Genomic DNA, 21,873 nt, shown 5'->3' on the forward strand with positions numbered 1-21,873 from the left:
CCCGTCGCGGAGCGCCGCGGAAGAATCGCCCGTCGCCGCGAAGAAACGCCTGCGACGTGGCTCGCCCGTCCCTGGATTGTCCGTCACCCAGGGCGGAGATGCAGCCGAAATGTGACCGAATCAGGAGAACGCAGGATGAACACGCGCCAGCCGCGTGCCGGAAGGCACGCGACCGGCTGGGCGACTACGAATGCGCCGGAAGTGGAACTCGCGGATACGGGCAACGAAGTTCGCATCACGATCCTGAGCAAGGTCGCGCGGTAGTGGTTTCATCCCCTCTTTTCCCGCGCCCGTCACATTTGGGCTGCGTTGGGGTCACGGAGTCCAGACAATCCTCCTAGCGAATCACCGAGCGGCGGACAACAACGCTCGGGAAGGAGGAGAAATGGATCGAAAAGAGTTTCTGAAGAGCGCGTGCGGGCTCGGGGTGTGCGGATGCGTGCTGAGCGTGCTCGACCCATCCGAGGTGTTGGCGGCCACAACGGCTCAGGCCCCGGACCAGCGCCTGGCATTCGCCCGCTATCAGGTGTCAAAGATGGTCGGCTTCATGGCCGCCGGACCGACGGCGCCCGCGTGCGCGGAGATCCTCGAGAAGACGGGCCGGGAATGCGCCAAGCTGGGCGGACTCGCCGCCAAGTTCAAGGGCGATCCCGAAGGGTATTTCGCCACGGCCAGGAAGAACTGGGGCACCGAGTTCTCGTGGGACAAGGAGAAGGGCATCATCACCGTTGCGGTGGCTGAAGGCGAATGCAGCTGCCCGCTGGTGGACGCCAAGCGAACACTGCCCTTCTTCTGCAACTGCTCGGTGGGGTATCAGAAGGAATCGTTCGAGAGCGTCTTCGGAAGACCGGTCAAGGCGACACTCAAGGAGTCGAAACTCGGCGGGAGCAAGCGGTGCGTCTTCGAGGTCACGTTGTCGTAGCCGCCGCCTTCACCCAGCGCGATCCGGAACGGCGCGTCGAGATGGTCCCTTGACAAATAGTCCCGGCACCGTGACACGAACCGGGGAGAATGCCGTAGAGTTGTTCCGGCAGGTTCGATGATGATGGCCGACTCGGCGACCAACACCCGGCGCGTGCCGGATTTTCTCCTGTCCTGGGACCGGCTGGGATTCCGTCTCGTGGTCTTCGGGAGCCTGGCCCTGGCCTGGATCCTCCAGGGACTGCTGGCGGGCCTGCCCTGGCAGAAGCTGGTTCTGACCGAGGTGGGAGGCCTGATGCCCTGGGCCTTTCTCACCCCGATGGTCCTCGCCCTCGACAGGCGCATCCAGAGCAAACGGCTCGGCGCGGGGGGCTTTCTGGGCGCGCACATGCTCGGCATGGTCCTGGTCTTCGTCCCGTACTGGCTCATCCTGCGCACCATCAGTCTGATCTGGAAGTGCAGCGAGTCGGGGTGGAATGTGTCCCAACTCACTGCCTTGATCCCGACAACAATGAATCTGGTCGGCGGCTTCCTCAACGTCCCTTTCGTCTACTTCGTGATCCTCCTCGGGTCCGCGGCCATGAAGCATGCACAGGCCCGGCAGCAGGAGGAGATCGAAGCGGGGCGGCTCGCTCGTCAGCTTAGCGAAGCCCGCCTCGCGCTGCTGCAGCGCCAGCTTCATCCACATTTCCTCTTCAACGCGCTTCAGGCGATTTCGACCTTGCTCCATCGTGATCCCGGGACCGCTGACAAGCTTCTCGTCCGCCTGTCCTCCCTGCTGCGCGCGATGCTCGACGACGCGTCCAGCCAGACCCTGAGCCTGCGGACGGAATTGGACCTGACCCGGAAATACGTGGAAATCGAGCAGGTCAGATTCGGAGAGCGCCTGCACGTCGAATGGAACGTGGACGACTCCCTGTTCGACGTCCAGGTGCCCAGCCTGATCGTGCTTCCGCTCGTGGACAATGCCATTCGCCATGGGTTTTCCGCGAAGGTCGGTCCAGGCCGATTGAAGATCGGAGCCGGATCCGACGGTTCATCGCTGCTTCTGACGGTCGAGGACGACGGACTGGGTGCGGCTGTTCCTCTGCGTCACGGCCTCGGCATCAGCAACACAAGGGAGCGCCTCGCTGCCATCTATGGTGAGAGGGCCACATTGAGCATCGACACGTCGCCACACGGTGGCTTCTGCGCGACGATCCAGATTCCTCTTCGCGAGCAACGCACATGATTCGATCCCTGATCGTCGATGACGAGCCGCTGGTGAGAGAGCGGCTGCGCACGCTGCTGGCCGACCACGCCGACGTCGAGGTCGTGGGCGAAGTGGCTGACGGGCCCTCGGCGCTGGAGGCGGTGCGGAAGTTGACTCCCGATGTGGTCTTCCTGGACATCCAGATGCCGGGGCTGAGTGGATTGGAAGTGGCGGAGGTCTGGCGCAACGAGGGCCCGCTGCCGATCATCATCTTCGTTACGGCGTTCGATCAGTTCGCGCTCGAGGCCTTTCGGCTGCACGCCCTGGATTACCTGACCAAGCCGATCGACCCGGAGCGCTTCTCCGAATCGCTGGGCCGGGTGCGCGAACTCGTGCGACGGCCGAACCGGGACGAACTCGACGAGCGCATCCAGGCCATGCTCGAGATGCACGAGCGCCGGCAGTCGGTCAGGCCGCATCTGGTGGTGCGCGAACGCGAACGGTACGTCCTCGTGCCGACATCAGACATCCATTGCCTCGAGGCCACCGGCAACTACGTCCGCATCCAATGCGAGCGCGCGAGCCACCTCCTGCGCAGCACCCTCTCAGCCGTCGAGACGCGGCTCGATCCCCAACGCTTCCTCCGCGTCCACCGCTCCTGGATCGTCAACCTCGGGCAGGTGCGCGAGGCGCAACCCTGGACCAAGGGCGGCTGGATTCTGCTGACCCGCAACGGGACGAAGATCCCGGTGGGCCAGCAATACCACCACGTGCTGACCAAGATCCTGCGGTAGTCCCACCATGCACCTCGGACACGATCTTCGCGTCGTCGGTCAGCAGTAGACTCTCTGGGCCGCAGCCTCAGAGAATTCGTCCATCTGCTGCCGGGCCTTCTTCTTGGAAGGCCCGCCCTTCGGCTGCCGCGCGATACCGCTCAGCACGTGAATCAGCGTGTCCACGTCCTCTTCGCTGTTCTCGATGCCCAGGCTCACCCGGACAACGCCGGGAAGCTCGAAACGACGGAGGACGGTCAGGATCACGCCCTGAAGCCGCTCCGCCCATGGTGGCACGCCGAGCATGCGCTTGACCGTCAGATGAGCGCAGTGGCAGCCGGATCGCACGCCGATCCCTCCGCGCGCGGCCAGGTTCCGAGCCACGTTGTGTGAGATGACGCCCTTCAGGTCGAAGGGAATGACACCGCCCTTGTGGACGAACGAAGACGACCCCGGGTTCGCTATCCCGTAGATCTTGAGGCCAGGGACCCGCCCCATGCCGAGCAATGCTCGCGCGGTCAGAGCCTGCTCCTCCTCCTGGATCACGTCCAGGCCGATCCGCTGCAGAAGCACGAGCGCCTTGCCGAGCGCAGCAATACCCCCGACGTTCTCCTCGCCTGACGACCGGATCAGTTCCGTCTCGGCGGGGCTGAAGTTGAGAAGCCCCTTTCTGGCCACCAGCACTCCGGTGCCGAACGGGGCGTACGCCTTGTGGGCGGAGAAGGCGAGATAGTCGATGCCGCTGCTCTCCATCGCAACCTTGCGGTGGGCGACCAACTGCGCCGCATCCACCAGCAGGCGTGCCCCGTATCGGTGCACGATCCGACTGATCTCGGTCAGATCGTTGAATACGCCGAGGACATTGGACGCGTCTTCACGGCGGTCTTCACGACTGGCGCCTTGAGCTCCTGGAAGAGGCGCAGCGCCGAGTCGCCCACCTCCAGCGAGTTGATGCTGAACGCGAGCAGCTTCATCGACGTCTTGGTCGCGCCAGGCGCCACGACCCGTTCGATGCACTCCGCGTCCGCCTTGCACTTCAGCAGCACGTGGGCTTCGCTGTCCGCATCGACCGTCATGCTACCGATCTCCGCGAGCTTGAAGGTCATCGTCCCGCCGTCAGCATCCTTTCGAACAACGGTACCGTCGGCGGAGAGATGAAGGACTGGGCTGTTGTAGCAGGAGGAGGCTAGGACAGCGTTCAGCTTCTTCAATGTGTCGGTCGTCTGCCCCAGAAGCGGGGACTCGGCCGCGGCCACCATGCACAGGCTCGCCGCAACCAATGTCATTCGTCGCATCAGAAATCTCCTCGTCGGTGCACTCGGCGGGCTGGTCGTGGCTGAGCGCCCAGTGCCAGCTTGCACGGCGCCAGCGTCTTAGGCGCTGGACGTCTTGGAAGGTTCCACCGTCGCTGCGAAGTAGCGCCTGCGACGTGACTCGCCCGTACTTCGATCTTCCGGCACCCATCGCGAAGGTGCAGCCGAAATGTGACCGAATAGGGAGAATGCGGGATGGACACGTGCCGGACGCGTGCCGAAAGGCACGCGCGAGTGCGACCTTGACTGACACGAGCGAGAGGAAACTGCGTCGATCCGAAACTCAGGTAGAGCACACAGCGGAAGATTCACCCCTGCGAGGTCACGATCTGTCCCGCGTCGTACCTGATTGGTCACAAATGACGTGAAACCCTGCGGCGGAGTGCCTAGGCTTGGGTGGAGACTTCGTTCTTCGAAAGGCCATCCATGAGACACGGTTCGGTCGAAGACCGACGCCGCAAGCGCCTGTCGCAGTCTCGGGAGGCCACTGAATTCTCCTCTGTTCTATTCGCGTTCCTCCGATTTCACCCGAGTCGATATCCACTGGATTCGATGTGATAGTTTGCTGGAGACGCTGAGGAAGCGATAGAGAAGTGCCTGCCCAACAACTCACCCGCGCGAGGCATTTGCGATGAGTACGGTGCTCACCTGTCGGCCGACGGCAAGTACCTGTTCTTCACGCGCCACACGCCGCAAGGGAACGCGATCTACGTGGTCGCCGTATCGGCCATCGAGACGCGGTCACTCCTCCTGTCGTCCCGAAATGCGGAGGCCACGAACCTTCTCGAAGTGCTTGGTATTGCGCGTCAGCAACACGCCGTGGTTCGCGAGGACGATGCCGGCTATCAAACTGTCGCCCATGCCGATGGGCGTCCCCTGTTCTTCGAGAGTTCGACGCACGTCGGCGGCGCGGTCGGCACTCGCGCCGTCGAGCGGAAGCGCCGGGACGGCGTCGAGCAGTGCCCGCACGAGTTTCTGCTGCCGCACGCTGTGCGCCCCGGCCATCAACTCGAATCGCGACACGGCGGTGGTCGCCAGGCCCCCGTACTCGAGTTCGAGCGCGACGCGGGCAGCCGAGGGTTCGGCGCCCTGGAGGTAGTCGATCAGCACGTCGGTGTCAGCGATGATGCTCATCTCCACGACTCCCGGAGTGCCTGTGTCGCCGCCCGCAAGTGCCGCGCGTCATCCCGCCCGAGCTGCCCGCGCAATCCGAGGGCCGCGCGTCGCCGCTGAGCGTCGGCGGCAGCTGTTTCGAGGTACTGGTCGACGGCTTCATTGATGAGGGCCGAGAAGCCCTTTTCGCCCCGCCTGGCGGCGATGTCCAGCAGTCGCGCCCTCGATTCGTCTTTGAGCTCGATGGTCGTCCGCATATGTCCCAGCCTCACTCGACAGAATACATGCATGTGCATGCGGATGCAACCCGACCCGTGCTTCCTCATCCTCGACCGCGGCACACGTGCTCGTTGGCTCTGGCCTTACTGGAGCCGACGCGCGCTCCGGCGGTGAAGCGGATTCGCCACTGGAAGGTCACGATCTATCCCGCGCGAACAGACGTTGGTCACAAATGACGTGAATCGCTTCCCGGGCGTGCCTACGCTTGGATCGACACTTCCTTCGTCGAAAGGCCATCCATGAGGTACGGTGCCGTTATATGTCTCGCGACTCTGCTCGTCGTCGGTGCCCGCCCTGCTCTGGCATGGCCTCAGGCCCGGACAGAACACTTCCAGGTTTCCGGAAGGGCTGCCCAGCCGGCCATCGGGACGTTCAAGACGCGCCTCAAGGAGACCTGCTTCGGTCAGCTCCTGCCGGGGAGTAATGGTGCCTCTTCTCAAGAGAGGTTTCCTGGATACATCGATCAATGAACCGGGGTTGGTCATAAATGACCTGAAGCCCCGCGGCGGAGTGCTTAGGCGTGGATGGACGCGTCTTTCACCGAAAGGTCATCCATGCCAGTCGATGAGCGAAGAGTATGAGTCGACCTTCTGGCTCTCGGCCCGGTCCGTGACATGATGCATCTGATCGAATTCCGCGTGAGGTGGTGGCATGCGTTCCTTCCTCGTGTCGACTCTGTCGTTTCTCTGTTTGGCGGCGTGGGCGCCCATGACACCGACGCCGCAGGAACGTGACCGTGGAAAGATCTCCGATCCCTATAAATGGAACCTCGCCGATATCTATCCGTCCGATGCGGCTTGGAAGGAAGCCAAACAGAAGTTCGCCAATGAACTCCCTGGTCTCGAGAAGTATCAGGGCACATTGAACAAATCGGCCGACCGGCTGTTGGGATGTCTCGATCTCGTCGGGCATCTCAACAAGGAATTCGCGCGGCTGTTTACTTACGCGAACTTGCGTCTGGATCAGGACATGCGCGTCCCATCGTCCGCGGCGCTCCAGCAGGAGTTGAACCAATTGGGCGCGGCGTTTGGAGAAAAGGCCGCCTTCATCGAGCCCGAGATTCTGGCGATCGATCCCGCCAAAGTTCAATCGTTCCTCAAGAACGATGAGAGACGCGACACGTACCGTCACTACTTGGACGACATTCTTCGCCGCCACGCGCACACCGGCACGGAGGGGGAAGAGAAGATCATCGCCGACGCGGAATTGATGGCGGCTGCGCCGTCCGGCATTCGTGACCTGCTGATCAACGCGGACTTCCCGTACCCCGAGGTGACCCTGAGTGGCGGGAGGCGGGTGAAGCTCGATCCATCCGGGTTCTCTCAGGAGCGAAGATCGCCGAACCGCGAAGACCGAAAGACGGCGCTGGCGGCGTATATGGGAAAGCTGAATGATTATCGCCGCACGTTCGGCGCTCTCCTGAACGCCCAGGTCATGAAGGATCTCTTCCAGATGAAGGCGCGGAAGTACAACTCCTGCCTCGAAAGCTCGCTGGATGGAGACAACATCCCCAGCCAGGTGTTCCGCGGCCTCGTCGCCAACGTGAATGAGAACCTGGGCACCCTGCATCGCTATTTGAAACTCCGGAAGAGAATTCTCGGCCTGGACCAACTGCACTATTACGACCTTCCCGCGCCGCTCGTGGCGGACGTCGCCCGGTCTTACACCTTCGAGGAAGCGCGGGATCATCTTCTGGCGGCGTTCCGGCCGCTCGGTGATGCCTATGGGGCGGCGGCTAAGAAAGCGTTTACCGACCGCTGGATCGACGTCTATCCGACCGAAGGCAAGCGCTCGGGCGGATACGCCAATGGCTGGGCCTATGATGTCCATCCCTACGTCATGATCAATTACGGCGGGAAGTACGACGACATGAGCGGATTGGCTCACGAGCTCGGTCATGCCCTGCAAAGTCATCTCTCGAATGCTCGCCAACCGTTCGCGACGGCCGCCTGCCCGAGGTTCGTTGTGGAAGTCGCTTCCACGTTCAATGAAGCGCTGCTGGTTGATTCCATGCTGAAGCAGAGCGGAGACGATGGGGCCCGGCTCTCGATGCTCGGCAACTACCTGGACGGCTTCGCCATCAAGATCTTCCGGGCGACGCTGATATCGGAGTTTGAGCTGCGCATCCATGAGATGGCGGAAAAAGGCGAACAGATCACGGGCGACACGCTGAACAACCTCTATGCGGCGATCACGAAAAAGTACTATGGTCACGATCAGGGCGTTTGTGTCGTGGATGACGGCGTCCAATCGGAATGGATGGTTATTCCGCAGCTCTACTCCGGCTTTTATGCCTATCAATACGCAACGGCGTTCACGGCCTCGGCGGCGTTGTCGGAGCTGGTCTTGAGCGGTGACCAAGCGGCGACGAGGAAATACCTCGATTTCCTCTCCGCGGGCGGGTCGGATTATGCCATCGCCCTGCTGAAGAAGGCGGGCGTCGATATGGCGGCCTCCGGGCCGTTCGAGCTGTGCATGGCGAAAATGAACCGCGTGATGGACGAAATGGAGAAGATCTTGGGCCGGAAGAAGTAACGGCTCACTCCAGCAGGGCCATGGCGGAGAGGGTTGCCACGGCGCCAGCACGATGAGCGACGGGAACTCGAGGCATCTCGGTGGGAGTATGGACCAGTCACGGAGTCGAGACTCTCGGCTGGCGTTTCACCAGGCATCTGCATGCCGCGTTGCCTTGACGAGCCGAAGGTAAGACGTTATCTTACATGCCATGACGACGACGATGTCCAGTAGAGGCCAGGTGGTGCTGCCGGCGGAGCTTCGCCAACGGGACGACATCCGTCCCGGCGAACGGTTCGACATCGAACGCGTCGAGCGCGGGGAGTACCGGTTGACGCGCCTGGCGCGGCGGCGCAATGCGGGACTCGTGAGGCTGCTGCTCGCCTGTCCGGTCAAGGGCCGGTTCCGACCGATGGATCGCAGCGAGACCACCGATGACGTCGCGACGCCTGGACGACGATGATGTATCTGGTTGATGCCAATGTCCTGAGCGAGCCGACTAAGCCCGCTCCCGATCCCAGGGTCGTGGAGTGGCTGACCTCCCACGAAGGGCAAGTCGTCGTGGATGCCGTGGTGCTCGGCGAGTTGAGTGTCGGCGTCCTCGGGTACCCGGCTGGTCGAAAGCGGGCGGCTTTGGAAGCGTGGTTCGAGTCTGTCGTCCAGGTGATCGACTGTTTGCCATGGGACGCAGGCGTGAGCCTGCGGTGGGCCCGCCTGGTGGCCCAGTTGAAGCGGAAAGGCCAGTCCCTTCCGCTGCTGGATAGCATGATTGCGGCGACGGCGCTCCATCACGGTCTCACCGTGGTGACGCACAACACCCGGGACTTCCAACGGGCCGGCGTGAAGGTGTTCGATCCCTTTCTCGGGTAGGCGCCGACCGGCGAATGGTGGGCCTGTCGTCGCGACGGACTCTAGGGACGCCGCAGCGACCGGAACGCCGTACACGGCTGGACTCGCGCCCGCCGCCTCTCGATACATCCCATTGCGTGTGGGAGAACCCGCCGCTCCCACGATGACGCGGATTCATCCCTGCAAGGTCACGATCGGTCCCGCGCGGTCCGAGGTTGGTCACAAATGACCTGAAGCCCCGCGGCGGAGTGCTTAGGCTTGGATGGACGCGTCTTTTACCGAAAGGTCATCCATGAAATGCGGTTCCGTCATTTGCCTCGCGACGCTGCTCGTGGCCGGCACCCGCCCCGCCCAGGCAGGGGTTTCGGTCCAGGCAGGCCAGTCCCAGTCTCCGGACAGGCCACTCAGCCAGCCGTCGGGACGTTCAAGACGCGCCTCAAGGGGATCTACTTCGGCCAGACACTGCCAGGAAACACGCCGGTGCCTTTTGCTCCTGAGATTCTGACGTCGATCAGTCGGTGGGTGGCAGGCACGGCGTTCTCTCCCGACGGAACGCAGTTGTTCGTGTCGGTCGGCGCCCCTGACTACTCGGGTGCCAAACTCTACTACTCGACGCGCGGAGGATCCAACGGTGATTCAGGGGAGTGAAAGGTGGTTGCGATGACCGGCACTCGGAACAATTTCTTTGTCGCCACGGCACGTCAATCGAAGACAACGACTCTTCTGCTCTTGCCCCTCTTGATTGTGGCTTCGATCGGCCACTCTCAAACCACTCCCGAGGCGGGGTCTTACCTGGGCCAGAATCCGCCTGGCACGACTCCTGTCATCTTTGCTCCGGGAGTCATTTCCAAAGGGAATATCCACAGCCGTCTGGAAATCTCCCCCGACGGTCGGGAGATGTTCTGGAACACCGTCGACATGAAGACGTTCTCCACGCAGATCCTGTCCATGAAGAATGTCAGCGGAAAATGGTCGGCTCCGCAGCCGCCGCCGTTTGCCAAAGATGGAAACACCCAAGCGGCCGTGTTCTCGCCGGATGGGAAGAAGTTGTTCTTCAGTGTCAATACCGGAGACGGCTGGGTCAGGAAGTACGTCGAGAAGACAGATGCTGGATGGAGTACCGCTCGCGCTGACGGCTTCGTTCCGAACGGGAGTTCCTCCTTCACTAGATCGGGTCGGGCGTACTACTCCGGGCAGATGAAGACGAAGATTTGGAATACCGGAATCTTCGGGGCCCGATATGCGGCCGACGGCTATGCAGACGTCACACCCCTGGGCGAGGCCATCAACCGTCCAAACGCGATCGACTACACGCCCTATGTCTCACCCGATGAGTCCTTCCTGCTGTTTTCCTCGAACCGTCCCCTCAACGGCGACAAGGAAGAGATGTTCATCCATGTCAGTTTCAGGAAGAGCGATGGCACGTGGTCGGCCCCGCAAAGGGTCAGTCAGATCCCGGGCAGATTTCCCTCGCTCTCGCCGGACGGAAAATATCTGTTCTTTTGCGGAGACGATGGAAACATTTATTGGGCTGACAGGAAGATCCTCGACCCGTTTCGTACCGTTTAGCAGAGCCGGGGCCACCGTCTGAGGACTCGCGTCATTCGCAGCGCAGTGTCGTCACCGCATCTCTGCCTCTCAGATTGTTTTGATCGTGGGGAGACGCAAGCGGGCGATGCCGCCGGTCCGGTCTTGCCGGTTCTCGAGGACCAGCGACCCGCCGTGCGCCTCCGCAATCTGTCTGCCCAACACCAGACCGATGCCCGACCCGCCCGGTTTCGTTGTGAAGAACGGCACAAAGAGATTGGCCGTCTGGGCCAGTCCCGGACCTTCGTCTTCGACCAGCACCTCGACCTGTCCATCGGCTCGCGTCCATCTGAGGCTGACACCGCCCGACGAATCGATGGACGCCTCGACCGCGTTCTTCAGGAGGTTGATGAGCAGCTGTTCAATTTGATCGGGATCGGCATCGATCGTCACCTCGGGCCCTTCGACCAGTGTCACCGGAAGCCGTCGCTCCAGGTTGACGACGCGGGCGACGATCGAGGCGAGGAGGATGGGCCGGCGGCGCGGAGGCGGCAGACCGGCGAGGCGTGAGTAGGCGGACGAGAAGCGCCCGAGCGATTCCGCGCGCGATGCCACCACTTCGAGGCCGCGCCTCATGTCGTCGCGCGAGTCTTCCTGACCCCAGGCGCGCGCGACGAGCGTCGCGAGGCTGCCGGCGATGGACTTGATCGGCGCCAGCGAGTTGTTGATCTCGTGACCGAGCACGCGCATCAACCGCTGCCACGCCATCCGCTCCTCGTCGCGCAGCGACCGGCTGACGTCGGTGAGGACGAGGAGCGTGTGCGGCAGACCGCCCAGTCTGAAGCCGCTTCGGCGCACTTCCCAGCGACCCGGGTGGCCGGGAATTGAAATCGGCATCGACACCGCGGGGTCGGCATCCATGCACAACGCGAGTCCCACCTCATCGACGCCTGCGTCGATCAGCCGTTCTGCGGAACGGCCCAGCATTCGTTCGCCGGCATGGTTGACGAGCTTGACGCGACGTTCCGCGTCCAACGCGAAGACCGCCACATCGATCTCGGCCATCACCCGCTGCAGCAGCGCCGTCGCTTCTCTCGCGCCGAGGCGCTGTTCCCGGATCACGGCGGAGAGGCCGTTGGCCTCGATCATGACTTCGCCGAGCGCGTCGCCCGCCTCGGCTCCGCGCGCGCGATGCGACGCGTCACCCTCCCGGAGTCCCGCCAGCAGGTTTGCCAGCGTTTGGAGCGGAAACACCACCGCCCGCCTGACGGCGAACGCACACCCGATCCAGCAGAGGCCGAGGGCGAGCGCCGCCGTGACGATCACTCTGGCGGAGGCGCCGGCGGACCACATCAGCAGGACAGCCACCGCGACCGATGGGGCTCCGCCGGCCATCGTCATCAGCAGGATGCGACGTTCGTACTTGAGCCTGCGGCGCCGCGGCTCGGGATCGCTCATAGCCCGTAGCGTTGCAACCGTCGGTACAGCGCGCTGCGACTGAGGCCAAGCGTGTTGGCCGCGAGGCTGACGTTGCCGTCGTAGCGGGCCAGGGTCTTCTTGATCAGGAAGGCCTCGACTTCCTCGAGGCTCATCTCCTCGAGGCGCGTCACGCCGTCCTTCGGGGGCTTGAGGCTGAGGTCGGCCGCCCGGATCAACGGCCCCGGCGTCATGAGGACCGCCCGTTCGACCGCATGGTCGAGTTCCCGCACGTTGCCGGGCCAGTGATGCTCAGAGAGCGTCTGCAGGGCACCGGCGTCGAAGCTCGTCACGGCCTTCCGATACCGGCGGGCGTGCTGCTGCAGAAACAGGGTGGCCAGCGCAGCGAGGTCTTCGCGCCGCTCTCGAAGCGGCGGCACCCGAATTTCCACCGTGTTCAATCTGAACAGCAGGTCCTGGCGAAACGATCCCGCCGCGACACTGTCGCCAAGTTCCGCGTTGGTGGCCGCGATAATCCGCACGCTGACTCGCCGCGTGCGCGACGAGCCGACGCGTTCGAACTCGCCCGTTTCGAGCACACGGAGCAGCCTCACCTGCTGCGCCATGCCGAGGTTGGCGATCTCGTCGAGAAAGAGCGTCCCGCCGTCGGCCAGTTCGAAGCGTCCCACGCGATCGGTCTTCGCGTCGGTGAACGCGCCTTTCACATGGCCGAACAGTTCCGATTCGAACACGCCTTCGGGCAGCCCGCCCACATTGACGGTCACCATCGCGCGCCCGGCGCGACTGGACGCTGCATGGAGCGCCTGGGCCACCAGGGTCTTGCCCGTGCCGTTTTCGCCGGTGATGAGCACGTTGGCGTCGGACGGCCCCACGCGTTCGATCGTCCGCACGACCGGCGCCATGGCGGGCGAGGCCGTCACCAGCGTCGGCCGGGGCTGAGCCCGCAGCACCTCGTTTTCGGCCTCGAGCCGCACGCTGCGCCTGAGGGCGCGCGCCAGCTCGATCTGCGTCTGCAACACGGCCAGCAGGCGATCGTTGTCCCATGGCTTCTGCAGGAAATCCCGAGCCCCCCGGCGCATCGCCTCGACGGCAAGATCGACGCTGCCCCAGGCGGTCATGACGACCACGGGAACGGTGTGATCAATCGCCTTGATCCGCGCAAGAAGATCGAGGCCTTCCTGTCCAGAGGTCGTGTCCCTGGTGTAGTTCAGGTCCATCAACACGACGTCGATGTCACTGTCGCTAATCTGGGCAATCACCGCATCGGGAGACGTGGCCGTGACGACCTGGAACTTCTCGCCCTTGAGAAGCAGGCGCAGCGCCTCCAGCACGTCGGGTACGTCGTCGGCAATCAGTACGCGGGGCGGCGAGTCTTGCGGGGTCAGCATGATGATCGGCGCGGCCTATTCTACCCTTCGACTCGGCTCATCTGGGAATCGCGTGACAAGTCGCAGGTTTCAACTCGGGTGAGCTCAGGGCAGGGCCGGAAACCTGATCGGTCTAGACGGTCGCCTCGACGCTCTCGTCCACGACGCGCCCGTCGAACAGATGGACCGTCGTGTCGGCGCTGCGCGCAAACCGCGAGTCGTGCGTCACCATGCAGATGGTCGCGCCCCCGCGGTGCAACTCGGTCAGCAATTCCATGACGGCTTCGCCGTTGCGCGAGTCGAGGTTGCCCGTCGGCTCGTCGGCCAGCAGGATCGCCGGCTCGCCAACCAGGGCCCGAGCCACTGCGACACGCTGCTGCTGACCGCCAGAGAGCTGGCTCGGCAGGTGACGCGCGCGATGCGCCATCCCTACCCGCTCCAGCGCGGCGGTGACGCGCGTCTTCCGTTCGGCGGCGGCCATGCCGCGGTACGTCAGCGGCAGCTCAACATTTTCGAACACCGTGAGATCGCCAATCAGGTTGAAGCTCTGGAAGATGAATCCCACCTCGCGATTGCGGATGCGGGCCCGCTGCGCCAGGTTCAGCTCGGACACCGCATGACCGTTGAGCGTATACGTGCCAGCGGTCGGAGTATCGAGCAGGCCCAGAATCGAGAGCAGCGTGGATTTGCCGCAGCCCGACGGTCCCGCGATGGCCACATACTCGCCCCGCTTGATCTCGAGGTGGACGCCCGACAACGCGTGGGTTTCGACTTCGTCCGTATAGAAGGCCTTGGTTACGCCCTCCAGCCTGATCAGCGGTTCTGCGGTCGCACTCATCGTCGTGGTCCCTTCCAGAATGGTTGCCTGCGTCAGAGCCGGCCGTCTTTGCCGGCCACATTCTTTCCTATTTGAGCCTGATCCGATCGGCGGTATCCCAGGCCGACGTATCGGAAAGCACTACCACATCGCCTTCCTTCAGGCCGCCGCGAATCTCGACGGTGTTGACCGCCGCAAGCCCGAGCGTGACCTTGACCCGTTCGGCCGTGACGCCGTCGGGGCCGATCCGGAACAGCGTGATGGTGCTGTTCTCCTGACCCAGAGCGGGGCGACCCGTGAAGAGCACGTTGGCCAGCCGCTCGATCTCGATGGTCCCGTCCACGCTCAAGTCGGGCCGCGCGCCTTTCGGCAGCTCACCCTCCAGCGACACGTCCACGGTGACGGTTCCGCCGACAACAGCCGGGTCGATTCTGACTACGCGACCCGTAATGAGTCCGTTGCGCGTGTCGATCGACGCGATGAGGCCAATCTGCACGTCTTTCGCTTGCGTCTCCGGGATCTTGAGTTCGGCCTTCAGGCGGCTCGGATTGGCGACGCGGGCGAGGTTCGCGCCGGGTGCCATCTGCTGCCCCACCTCGACAGGCACGAGTTGGAGCACGCCGGCAATTCCCGCGCGCACTTTCAACGCGTTCACCTGGGACTGCTTCAGCACGACCTGCGTCCGCATGCGTTCGACCGCCGCCTGCTGCACGGCGAGCTGTGCGTCCACCGACCCCTGCATCTGCGCCAGCCGCTTGCGTTCCGCCTCGACCCGCGAGTTCAACGCCTCGGCCTTCATCGCGGAGAGCTTGTTCTCGAGACTCGATTTGAGTCCTTCTTTCGCCAGTTCCGCGTCGGCCGTCGCCTGCAGCGTCGCCTGCCGGAACTCGGAGTCGATCGAGACCACCATCGCCTGCTGCGACACCAGTTCGTTGTCGATGCGGGCGCGCAACGTCGTCAATTCGGCTTCGGTTGCGCGTTTCTGGCCTTCGAGTTCGGCCAACGCCTGCGCCTCCGACGGGTTGCTCAGCTCGAGGACGATCGTGTCGGACTTCACCAGGGCGCCAGGCCGGATCAGAATCCGTTCCACGCGACCCGCGGTTTCGGCCGGGATCCACCGGATTTCCTCGGGGACCAGTGTGCCAAGACCCCGGACGTTGCGGACCATCGGGCCGCGCTTCACCGTGTCGGTCAACACCGCGGCCCGGTCGACGGTGGGTGCCGCCGGCTTCAGGCGTGCTAGCACCACGGTGACCGAAGCTATCGCAATGAGGCCGACCGCTGCCCAGGAGATGCGGCGGTTGCGGCGGGCCCGGGCGACGGATGCAGGGCGTTGGATATCCATCTCAGTCTCATCGACGGGATTGCTGCCTATTTGGTTCAATGGCCCACTCGCATGGCGCGGAGTCGGCTACACAGGAGTCAAGCCAAGATCGTGCCAAGGGCGGCCGCACGGTCGGGGCACCGGGGACACGCTCCGTTTGGCTCGTCCTTGCCCAGCGCGCGCCAGTTGCGCGTCACGATTCCGGAGATCAATGACGCAGCCTGGGCCACCATGTGTCCTCTGGTGGACCAGGTCGTCCCATATTCGAACACCCGCCCCGTCTCCGCCAAGTCACCGACGACCCGACCCGGCGAGGCGCCGATTCGTCCCTGGTAATCCCGGTCCGGTCACAATTTGCATGCGTTCGGTACGTGACTACCGAACACTTCCAGGAAACGCGGCACGTGCAATCTGCCGCTGACAGCCGGGCGGGCCGCCATCGTTCTCGGCGACATTGCGGCAAGACGAATACAAGTGGAAACAGGTGAAGGTGATGTTGAGAAAGACTGCTGCTGTTCTCGTTGGACTCTTCTTTGCACAGGGAGCTGCGCTCGCTCAAACCGGTCGGCCGGCGGACAGCATGGCATACACCATTGGGTTCTCGACCTACCTTTCGCACATAGACCAATATGGTGCGGCCTTCGATATCGTGACCGATAGCAAGGGATACATCTACATCTCGGGGAACACGAGGGACAGGAACTTCCCCACCACCGAAGGAGCGTTCCAAAGAGAACTCAAGGGAGAGGCGGATGCCTTCGTGGCCAAGTTCACACCCGAGGGCACGATCGTATTCGCCACGTTGATTGGCGGCACGAAAAGGGAACATCACACTGGATTGGCCGTTGACAAGGATGGGTACATCTACCTGGTCGGAGGAACCCATTCCGCCGACTTCCCCGTCACCGCCGGGGCCTACGATACCAGTTTCAATGGAGAGAAGGACTGGGGTGGCGACGTCTATGTGACCAAGATCAACCCATCTGGAAGTGGCCTTGTCTTCTCGACCTTCATTGGTGGAAGTGCTCAGGAGACAGCAACGGGAATTGCCGTCGATCTCCAGGGCAACGTCGTCATTGCGGGAGCGACACTCTCGCCGGACTTCCCTGTCACAGGTGGAACCATCAGCAGAAGAGGCGCGGGTCAGGATGCGTTCCTCGCCAAGCTCAGCGCAAATGGCAACAGACTCCTGTTCTCTGCCCTGATCGGAGGCAATGACCAGGACGGCATCACCGGTGTGGCGCTCGACGACCACAACAACATCTACGTCTCAGGCTATACGGCGTCGAGCGATCTGCCGGCAACCGCTAATGCCATTCGAAAGAAGGTCGAACTGGCCGAGAAGGGCGGATTCGAGAACGGCATGGATCTGTTCCTCGCGAAAGTGAATGACAGCGGAACGGCTCTCCTCTACCTCAGCTATATCGGTGGAGGGAGCTATCTTTCAAGCGATCTCATCTGGACCAGGCCAGGTCGACTGATGATCTACGGCAGCACGAACACCAAGAGTCTTCCACTCTCAGATCGCGCGTATTTCAGGGAATCCAAGGGAGAGAGAGATGGCTTCATCTCGATCTTCAATTCCAACAACATGGAGGTGGAATACTCGACGCTGTTTGGAGGCAGTCAATTCGACTTCGTCAGGAGTGCGTTCTTCCTGGATGAGGATCGCGTCGTGCTCAGTGGAGAGACGAACTCGCCGGATTTCCCCCTCACCGAGAACGCCCTGTATTCCCAGTACCCGGTCTGCGACAAGACGTTCAACAACACGTTCTTTGGCAAGAGGAGGTTCTTCGTCTCTGTTGTTGACATCAAGAAGAGTCGACTCGTCTATTCGACCTTCTTCGGCGCGGGCGTGAGATTCCAGGTGTTCCCTGACACCCATGGAAACCTCGGCTTTATCGCAGAAGCTGGAGTGCGTGAAGTACCGGGGACGGACTTCCCCGTAAGCAGTGACGCTTTTCGAGTTCCGCCGACCTACATCATGCTCGGGAGATTGGTCCCGAAAGACATTTCCGTTCGGAAATAGGAAAGGAGTCATGCCGATGGTCGGTCGAACCGTATTCCTCGTCTTTGCCGCTCTGATGCTCGGTCAGGCTTCGACCGATGCGCAAAGCCCGTCTCTGCCCCTTCCCGTCCGCGTGGATACGCTGATATCCGCGAAGGTCGGCGAACCACGCGAGTTCTGGGTCTCGCTGCCCGATCGGTACAACGAGTCCACCGAAAGGTACCCCGTCATCTACATGATGGACGGCGAGCACAACTTCAACTCAGGGGTCATCGGCGGCGTCCGGCAGGCGGCTTGGTCGAGCGAGATTCCCGAGTTCATCATCGTCGGGATCAAGAACACCAATCGGTCGAAGGACATCTTTCCGGAAGAAGTCTCGTACCCGGACGGCAGCAAGGATGGGGGGCGCGCCAATCAGTACCTGGACTTCGTCCGCGACGAACTGCTTCCTCGCGTGGCAAAGGCCTACCGCACCGAGGACTATCGGATCCTCTACGGGACGTCGAATACCGGGTTCACCGCCGTGCATGCTCTCTTTCGAAATCCCGATCTCGCCAACGCGTACATCGCGACGAGCGCGACGCTCTCCGTGCCGTCGTTTCGATCCGCGCGGGACAACCTGGTAGGCAGCTTCAAGGGTGGCAGGCGCGAGTTGATTCTGGTGATGGGAGAGCACGACTACCCGACGGTGGTGAGCCTGAACGGCGCGCTCAAGGAGACGATCAGCATCAAAGCGCCTGCCGGACTCACCTGTCGACTCCGGGTCATCGAGAATGGCGAACACGTTCCTCCGGACGCGCTCGTCGAAGGGCTACGCGCATTGTTCCAGGGTTGGAAGATCACCCGCCCACTCACCGAGAGCAACTTCGCCGAAATCCGGGCCCAAGTGGACGGTCGTCTCGAGCGGTTCGGCGTTGCGGGCAAGATCGACGAAGACGCGCTCAAGAGCCTTGGCAACAGTCTGCTTGGCGAGAAGAAGTTCGCCAAAGCGCTTGAGGTCCTCGCGTATCGAGCCGCCAGCTATCCCCGTTCCGCCGATGGACAGGTCGGTCTTGGTGACGCGTATCGGCAGAGCGGCGACCTGGACAAGGCGCGCGAGTGCTACACGCGGGCGATTGCGATCGCGCCTGGCCATGCCGCGGCCGCAGCAAGGCTGAAGGAACTCAAGTAGGCGCTCCAGACCCCGTCTCTCGCCTCTCAATCGCGCAGGAGCGTCACCGCCGGATCCACACTCGTCGCTGGATCATCTCCTGTTCGAACACGCGTGATCCTTTTCTCTCGCTCCCTCGTCTAATCTCTTAGTCGGTCGGTTCAGAAGATAATCTACTGGAGTGGGATCGTCCACATGCCAAAACGAGGAAGTGCGGCGCTCGAAGGCGAGTTGCTGCAGGGGACGCTCGACCTGCTCATCCTGAAGACGCTCGTCCTCGGCCCCGCCCACGGCCACACCATCGCACATGCCATCGAACGCCGATCCGACGAGGTGCTGCAGGTCGAATACGGATCCCTCTACCCGGCCCTGCACCGCCTCGAGGACCGGCGATGGATCGCGTCCTTCTGGGGCACCTCGGAAAACAACCGTCGCGCGCGGTACTACCGCCTCACGCCGATTGGGCGTAAGCACCTCGTCCAGCGGGAAGACCGCTGGGATGCCCTCGTGCGGGCCGTCAACCGCATCGTCAAGCCCGCCACAGAGTGATCGCATGAGTTGGACGCGCTTCTTCCGACGCAGCCGGTGGGACGAGGAACGGGCCCGGGAGCTCGAGGCGCACCTCGAGATCGAGACCGACGAGTACATCGCGCGCGGTGTGGCGCCAGACGAGGCCCGGTGGGCCGCGCAGCGCAAGCTGGGGAACGTGCTCCGAATCCGCGAGGAGATCTACGAAATGAACACGCTCGCCGTCGTCGACACCGTCTGGCAGGACCTCCGCTATGGGGCGAGGCTGCTGCGACGCAACCCCGCGTTCACCGCGGTGGCCCTTCTCTCGCTGATGCTGGGCATTGGCGCCAACACGGCGATCTTTCAGTTGCTCGACGCCGTGCGCCTCCGATCGCTCCCGGTCAAGGAACCCAGCCAGCTCGTCGAGGTGCGGCTTGCCGGCACCGAGCCACGCCCCGGCAACGTCACCACGCGATATGCCGAGCTGACCAACCCGCAGTGGGAGCGGCTCCGCGCCGACCAGCGCGCGTTCTCCAGCATGCTGGCGTGGGCTCCGATGCGTCTCAATCTCGCGTCGGGCGGCGAGATCAGATATGCACAGGCCATCTTCGTCAGCGGCAACTTCTTCGAGATGCTCGGCGTGTCGGCTGCCCGCGGCCGCCTCCTTGCGACCGCCGACGACCAGCGTGGCTGCAGCTCCCGTGCGGCGGTCATCAGCCACGCGTTCTGGCAGCGCGAGTACGGCGGCGACCCGACCATCGTCGGGCGGCCGATCAGGCTGGAGAACCGTGCGCTCGACATCGTGGGCGTCGCGCCCGCAGGCTTCTACGGCGTCGAGGTGGGTCGCATGTTCGACGTGGCGGTCCCGATCTGCGCGGCCGGGGCTCTCGGCGGCGACTCCGGCGTGCTCGATGACAACTTCATCTGGTGGCTCTCCACGATGGGACGCCTTCGGCCAGGCTGGTCGGTCGAACGGGCGACCGCTTACCTGCAGACGATCTCCCCGACCCTGTTCCGAGAGACGGTGTCGCAGCGCCTGGATCCGGAACAGATCGAGGCGTACCGGAAGTTCCGGTTGGAAGCCGTCCCGCGTGGCGGCGGTTTCTCCTCGTTGCGCACGCGGTACGAGGCACCGCTCTGGCTGCTCCTTGGGTTGTCCGCGCTGGTCCTGCTCGTGGCGTGCGCCAATCTCGCGAACCTGCTGCTGGCGAGGGCTGGCGCCCGCGCGCGTGAGATGGCCGTGCGCCTGGCAACCGGCGCGTCGCGGGGCCGCATCGTCCGCCAGTTGCTGTCCGAAAGCCTGTTGCTGGCCGCCATCGGCACCCTGCTGGGGGCCATCCTGGCGCGAGTCGTCAGCGCCTCGCTGGTCTCGTTCCTGAGCACCGGCCGCGATCCGCTGTCCGTGCCCATCGCCCTGGACTGGCGGGTCCTCGGGTTCACCGCGGCAACGGCGGTCGCGACGACGATCCTCTTCGGGTTGGCGCCGGCGCTGCGTGCGACATCGGCGCCGCTCGAGTCGGTCATGCGGACGAGCAGCCGGGGATTGACGGCGAGCCGCGGGCGGTTTGGGTGGCAGCGCGCGCTCGTCGTGGCACAGGTCGCCCTGTCGCTCGTGATGGTGACGGTCGCACTGCTCTTCACGCTCAGCCTGCGCAATCTGACCGGAGTGGACACCGGTTTCAGCTTCGACAACCTGGTGGTGACCGACATCGATTTCGGCGGCCTCGCGGTTCCTGCCGATCGTCGACTGCGACTGCAGCGCGAGCTGCTCGACGGCGTGCGATCGATTCCCGGCGTGACGTCGGCTGCTCAGGTGTCCATGGTGCCGTTCGGCGGGTGGAGCGCGCGCGACGAGGTGCGGCTGGAGGGACGCCCGCAGCATCAGCTCCCCGCCAGCATGAACGACGTCAGCGCGCGGTACTTCGAGACGATGCGAACACCGCTCGTCGCCGGCCGTGATTTCGACGATCGGGACGCCAGCGGATCTCCAACCGTCGTGATCGTCAATCAGACGTTCGCCCGGCGGTATCTCGGGGGCACGTCGGCCATCGGACAGCGGATCCAGATGCGGACCGGGCCACGGCAGTGGTCAACCGCGGAGATCGTCGGCCTGGTGAACGACACGACCTACGTCGACCTGAGGGAGCCATTTCAGCCGATTGTCTACAGGGCCGCCGCTCAGGAGCGCGACCCCGGCTCGGATCTTCGTGTCGTGCTGCGCTCGGGATTGTCGCTGGCCAGCGTCCGGTCCGCGGTGACGAAGATCGCCGCCAGGCACAATCCCGAGATCACGTTGAGCTTCCGCGCCTTTCCGACCATGGTGCGCGAGACACTCCTTCGGGATTGGCTGATGGCCACACTGTCGGGGTTCTTCGGCGTACTGGCCATGCTGCTGGCCAGCATCGGCCTCTACGGCGTGATGGCGTACATGGTGGCCAGTCGCCGAAGCGAGATTGGCATCCGCCTGGCGCTCGGAGCCGATCGGCAGTCCATCATCCGGATGGTGATGCGAGAGGCCATCCTGCTGGTGGCCGTCGGTCTGGGGCTCGGCGCGCTGCTGGCGACGATGGCGTCCAGGGCGGCGAAGGCGATGCTGTTCGGCCTCACGCCCACCGACCCTTTCGCGCTCGTCGCGGCAGCCGTCACGCTGGCGACGATAGGCGCGGCCGCGACGATCATTCCGGCGCTACGTGCGGGACGCCTGCAGCCCACGTCCGCGTTGCGGGAGGACTGACGGCGGGGCCAAGCGTGGCGGACAATTCCAACGGTACCTCTGAAC

At 63.5% G+C, this 21,873-nt stretch carries 21 protein-coding genes; 13 read left to right on the forward strand and 8 right to left on the reverse strand.

The features are described 5' to 3' along the window. The first annotated feature begins 135 nt into the window (after positions 1-135). From NTV05_01690 to NTV05_01705, 4 genes are all read left to right on the forward strand, one after another. Complete coding sequence (locus tag NTV05_01690; protein MCX6543106.1) at positions 136-264, forward strand: hypothetical protein; 129 nt, start codon at positions 136-138, stop codon at positions 262-264. Between the two features lie 121 nt (positions 265-385). Further along, positions 386-922, forward strand: a complete 537-nt coding sequence (locus tag NTV05_01695) for a hypothetical protein (protein ID MCX6543107.1) — start codon at positions 386-388, stop codon at positions 920-922. Between the two features lie 117 nt (positions 923-1,039). Next, the gene (locus NTV05_01700; GenBank protein MCX6543108.1) at positions 1,040-2,152 is read left to right on the forward strand and encodes a histidine kinase; all 1,113 of its coding nucleotides are present in this window, start codon (positions 1,040-1,042) and stop codon (positions 2,150-2,152) included. After that, positions 2,149-2,907, forward strand: coding sequence for a LytTR family DNA-binding domain-containing protein (locus tag NTV05_01705; GenBank protein ID MCX6543109.1), 759 nt, complete (start codon positions 2,149-2,151; stop codon positions 2,905-2,907). The genes NTV05_01700 and NTV05_01705 overlap by 4 nt, the downstream gene beginning before the upstream one ends. A gap of 39 nt (positions 2,908-2,946) precedes the next feature. Here NTV05_01705 and NTV05_01710 read toward each other — a convergent pair whose 3' ends face one another. From NTV05_01710 to NTV05_01725, 4 genes are all read right to left on the reverse strand, one after another. Further along, positions 2,947-3,705 (reverse strand): aminotransferase class V-fold PLP-dependent enzyme, encoded by a 759-nt coding sequence (locus NTV05_01710; protein MCX6543110.1) that lies wholly within the window; start codon positions 3,703-3,705, stop codon positions 2,947-2,949. A gap of 17 nt (positions 3,706-3,722) precedes the next feature. Beyond that, entirely contained in the window at positions 3,723-4,181 is a 459-nt protein-coding gene (locus tag NTV05_01715) for a hypothetical protein (GenBank protein MCX6543111.1), read from the reverse strand. A gap of 759 nt (positions 4,182-4,940) precedes the next feature. Further along, on the reverse strand, positions 4,941-5,333 hold the full coding sequence (locus NTV05_01720; GenBank protein ID MCX6543112.1) for a type II toxin-antitoxin system VapC family toxin: 393 nt from the start codon (positions 5,331-5,333) through the stop codon (positions 4,941-4,943). After that, a complete protein-coding gene (locus NTV05_01725; GenBank protein ID MCX6543113.1) occupies positions 5,330-5,569 on the reverse strand; it encodes a hypothetical protein in 240 nt (79 codons plus the stop codon). Before NTV05_01725 ends, NTV05_01720 begins: the two co-directional genes overlap by 4 nt. A 673-nt stretch (positions 5,570-6,242) precedes the next feature. Between NTV05_01725 and pepF the strand changes: the two genes are divergently transcribed. From pepF to NTV05_01750, 5 genes are all read left to right on the forward strand, one after another. Further along, positions 6,243-8,126 carry an oligoendopeptidase F gene (gene pepF / locus NTV05_01730; protein ID MCX6543114.1) on the forward strand — a complete coding sequence of 628 codons (1,884 nt, stop codon included), beginning with the start codon at positions 6,243-6,245 and terminating at the stop codon, positions 8,124-8,126. A gap of 202 nt (positions 8,127-8,328) precedes the next feature. After that, a complete protein-coding gene (locus tag NTV05_01735) occupies positions 8,329-8,568 on the forward strand; it encodes an AbrB/MazE/SpoVT family DNA-binding domain-containing protein (protein ID MCX6543115.1) in 240 nt (79 codons plus the stop codon). Further along, the gene (locus tag NTV05_01740) at positions 8,565-8,975 is read left to right on the forward strand and encodes a type II toxin-antitoxin system VapC family toxin (protein MCX6543116.1); all 411 of its coding nucleotides are present in this window, start codon (positions 8,565-8,567) and stop codon (positions 8,973-8,975) included. The genes NTV05_01735 and NTV05_01740 overlap by 4 nt, the downstream gene beginning before the upstream one ends. A 459-nt stretch (positions 8,976-9,434) precedes the next feature. Next, a complete protein-coding gene (locus tag NTV05_01745) occupies positions 9,435-9,602 on the forward strand; it encodes a hypothetical protein (GenBank protein MCX6543117.1) in 168 nt (55 codons plus the stop codon). A gap of 12 nt (positions 9,603-9,614) precedes the next feature. Beyond that, on the forward strand, positions 9,615-10,523 hold the full coding sequence (locus NTV05_01750) for a hypothetical protein (protein MCX6543118.1): 909 nt from the start codon (positions 9,615-9,617) through the stop codon (positions 10,521-10,523). A 69-nt stretch (positions 10,524-10,592) separates the two neighbouring features. Here the strand turns inward: NTV05_01750 and NTV05_01755 are convergent, their stop codons facing one another. From NTV05_01755 to NTV05_01770, 4 genes are all read right to left on the reverse strand, one after another. After that, positions 10,593-11,939, reverse strand: coding sequence for an ATP-binding protein (locus tag NTV05_01755; GenBank protein MCX6543119.1), 1,347 nt, complete (start codon positions 11,937-11,939; stop codon positions 10,593-10,595). Next, positions 11,936-13,306 carry a sigma-54 dependent transcriptional regulator gene (locus tag NTV05_01760; GenBank protein ID MCX6543120.1) on the reverse strand — a complete coding sequence of 457 codons (1,371 nt, stop codon included), beginning with the start codon at positions 13,304-13,306 and terminating at the stop codon, positions 11,936-11,938. The genes NTV05_01755 and NTV05_01760 overlap by 4 nt, the downstream gene beginning before the upstream one ends. Positions 13,307-13,418: 112 nt before the next feature. Beyond that, the gene (locus NTV05_01765) at positions 13,419-14,123 is read right to left on the reverse strand and encodes an ABC transporter ATP-binding protein (GenBank protein ID MCX6543121.1); all 705 of its coding nucleotides are present in this window, start codon (positions 14,121-14,123) and stop codon (positions 13,419-13,421) included. Between the two features lie 67 nt (positions 14,124-14,190). Continuing rightward, a complete protein-coding gene (locus NTV05_01770; GenBank protein ID MCX6543122.1) occupies positions 14,191-15,447 on the reverse strand; it encodes an HlyD family efflux transporter periplasmic adaptor subunit in 1,257 nt (418 codons plus the stop codon). 472 nt (positions 15,448-15,919) lie between these two features. Between NTV05_01770 and NTV05_01775 the strand changes: the two genes are divergently transcribed. The 4 genes from NTV05_01775 to NTV05_01790 all read left to right on the forward strand — a co-directional run bounded on the left by NTV05_01775 (position 15,920) and on the right by NTV05_01790 (position 21,828). Continuing rightward, the gene (locus NTV05_01775; GenBank protein ID MCX6543123.1) at positions 15,920-17,455 is read left to right on the forward strand and encodes an SBBP repeat-containing protein; all 1,536 of its coding nucleotides are present in this window, start codon (positions 15,920-15,922) and stop codon (positions 17,453-17,455) included. Positions 17,456-17,471: 16 nt separating this feature from the next. Continuing rightward, positions 17,472-18,605 carry an alpha/beta hydrolase-fold protein gene (locus NTV05_01780; GenBank protein ID MCX6543124.1) on the forward strand — a complete coding sequence of 378 codons (1,134 nt, stop codon included), beginning with the start codon at positions 17,472-17,474 and terminating at the stop codon, positions 18,603-18,605. A gap of 174 nt (positions 18,606-18,779) precedes the next feature. Further along, positions 18,780-19,133 (forward strand): PadR family transcriptional regulator, encoded by a 354-nt coding sequence (locus tag NTV05_01785; protein MCX6543125.1) that lies wholly within the window; start codon positions 18,780-18,782, stop codon positions 19,131-19,133. Positions 19,134-19,137: 4 nt separating this feature from the next. Further along, a complete protein-coding gene (locus NTV05_01790; protein MCX6543126.1) occupies positions 19,138-21,828 on the forward strand; it encodes an ABC transporter permease in 2,691 nt (896 codons plus the stop codon). Positions 21,829-21,873 lie beyond the last annotated feature (45 nt).

The sequence above is a fragment of the Acidobacteriota bacterium genome, assembly GCA_026393755.1.
Lineage (GTDB): Bacteria > Acidobacteriota > Vicinamibacteria > Vicinamibacterales > JAKQTR01 > JBAXOX01.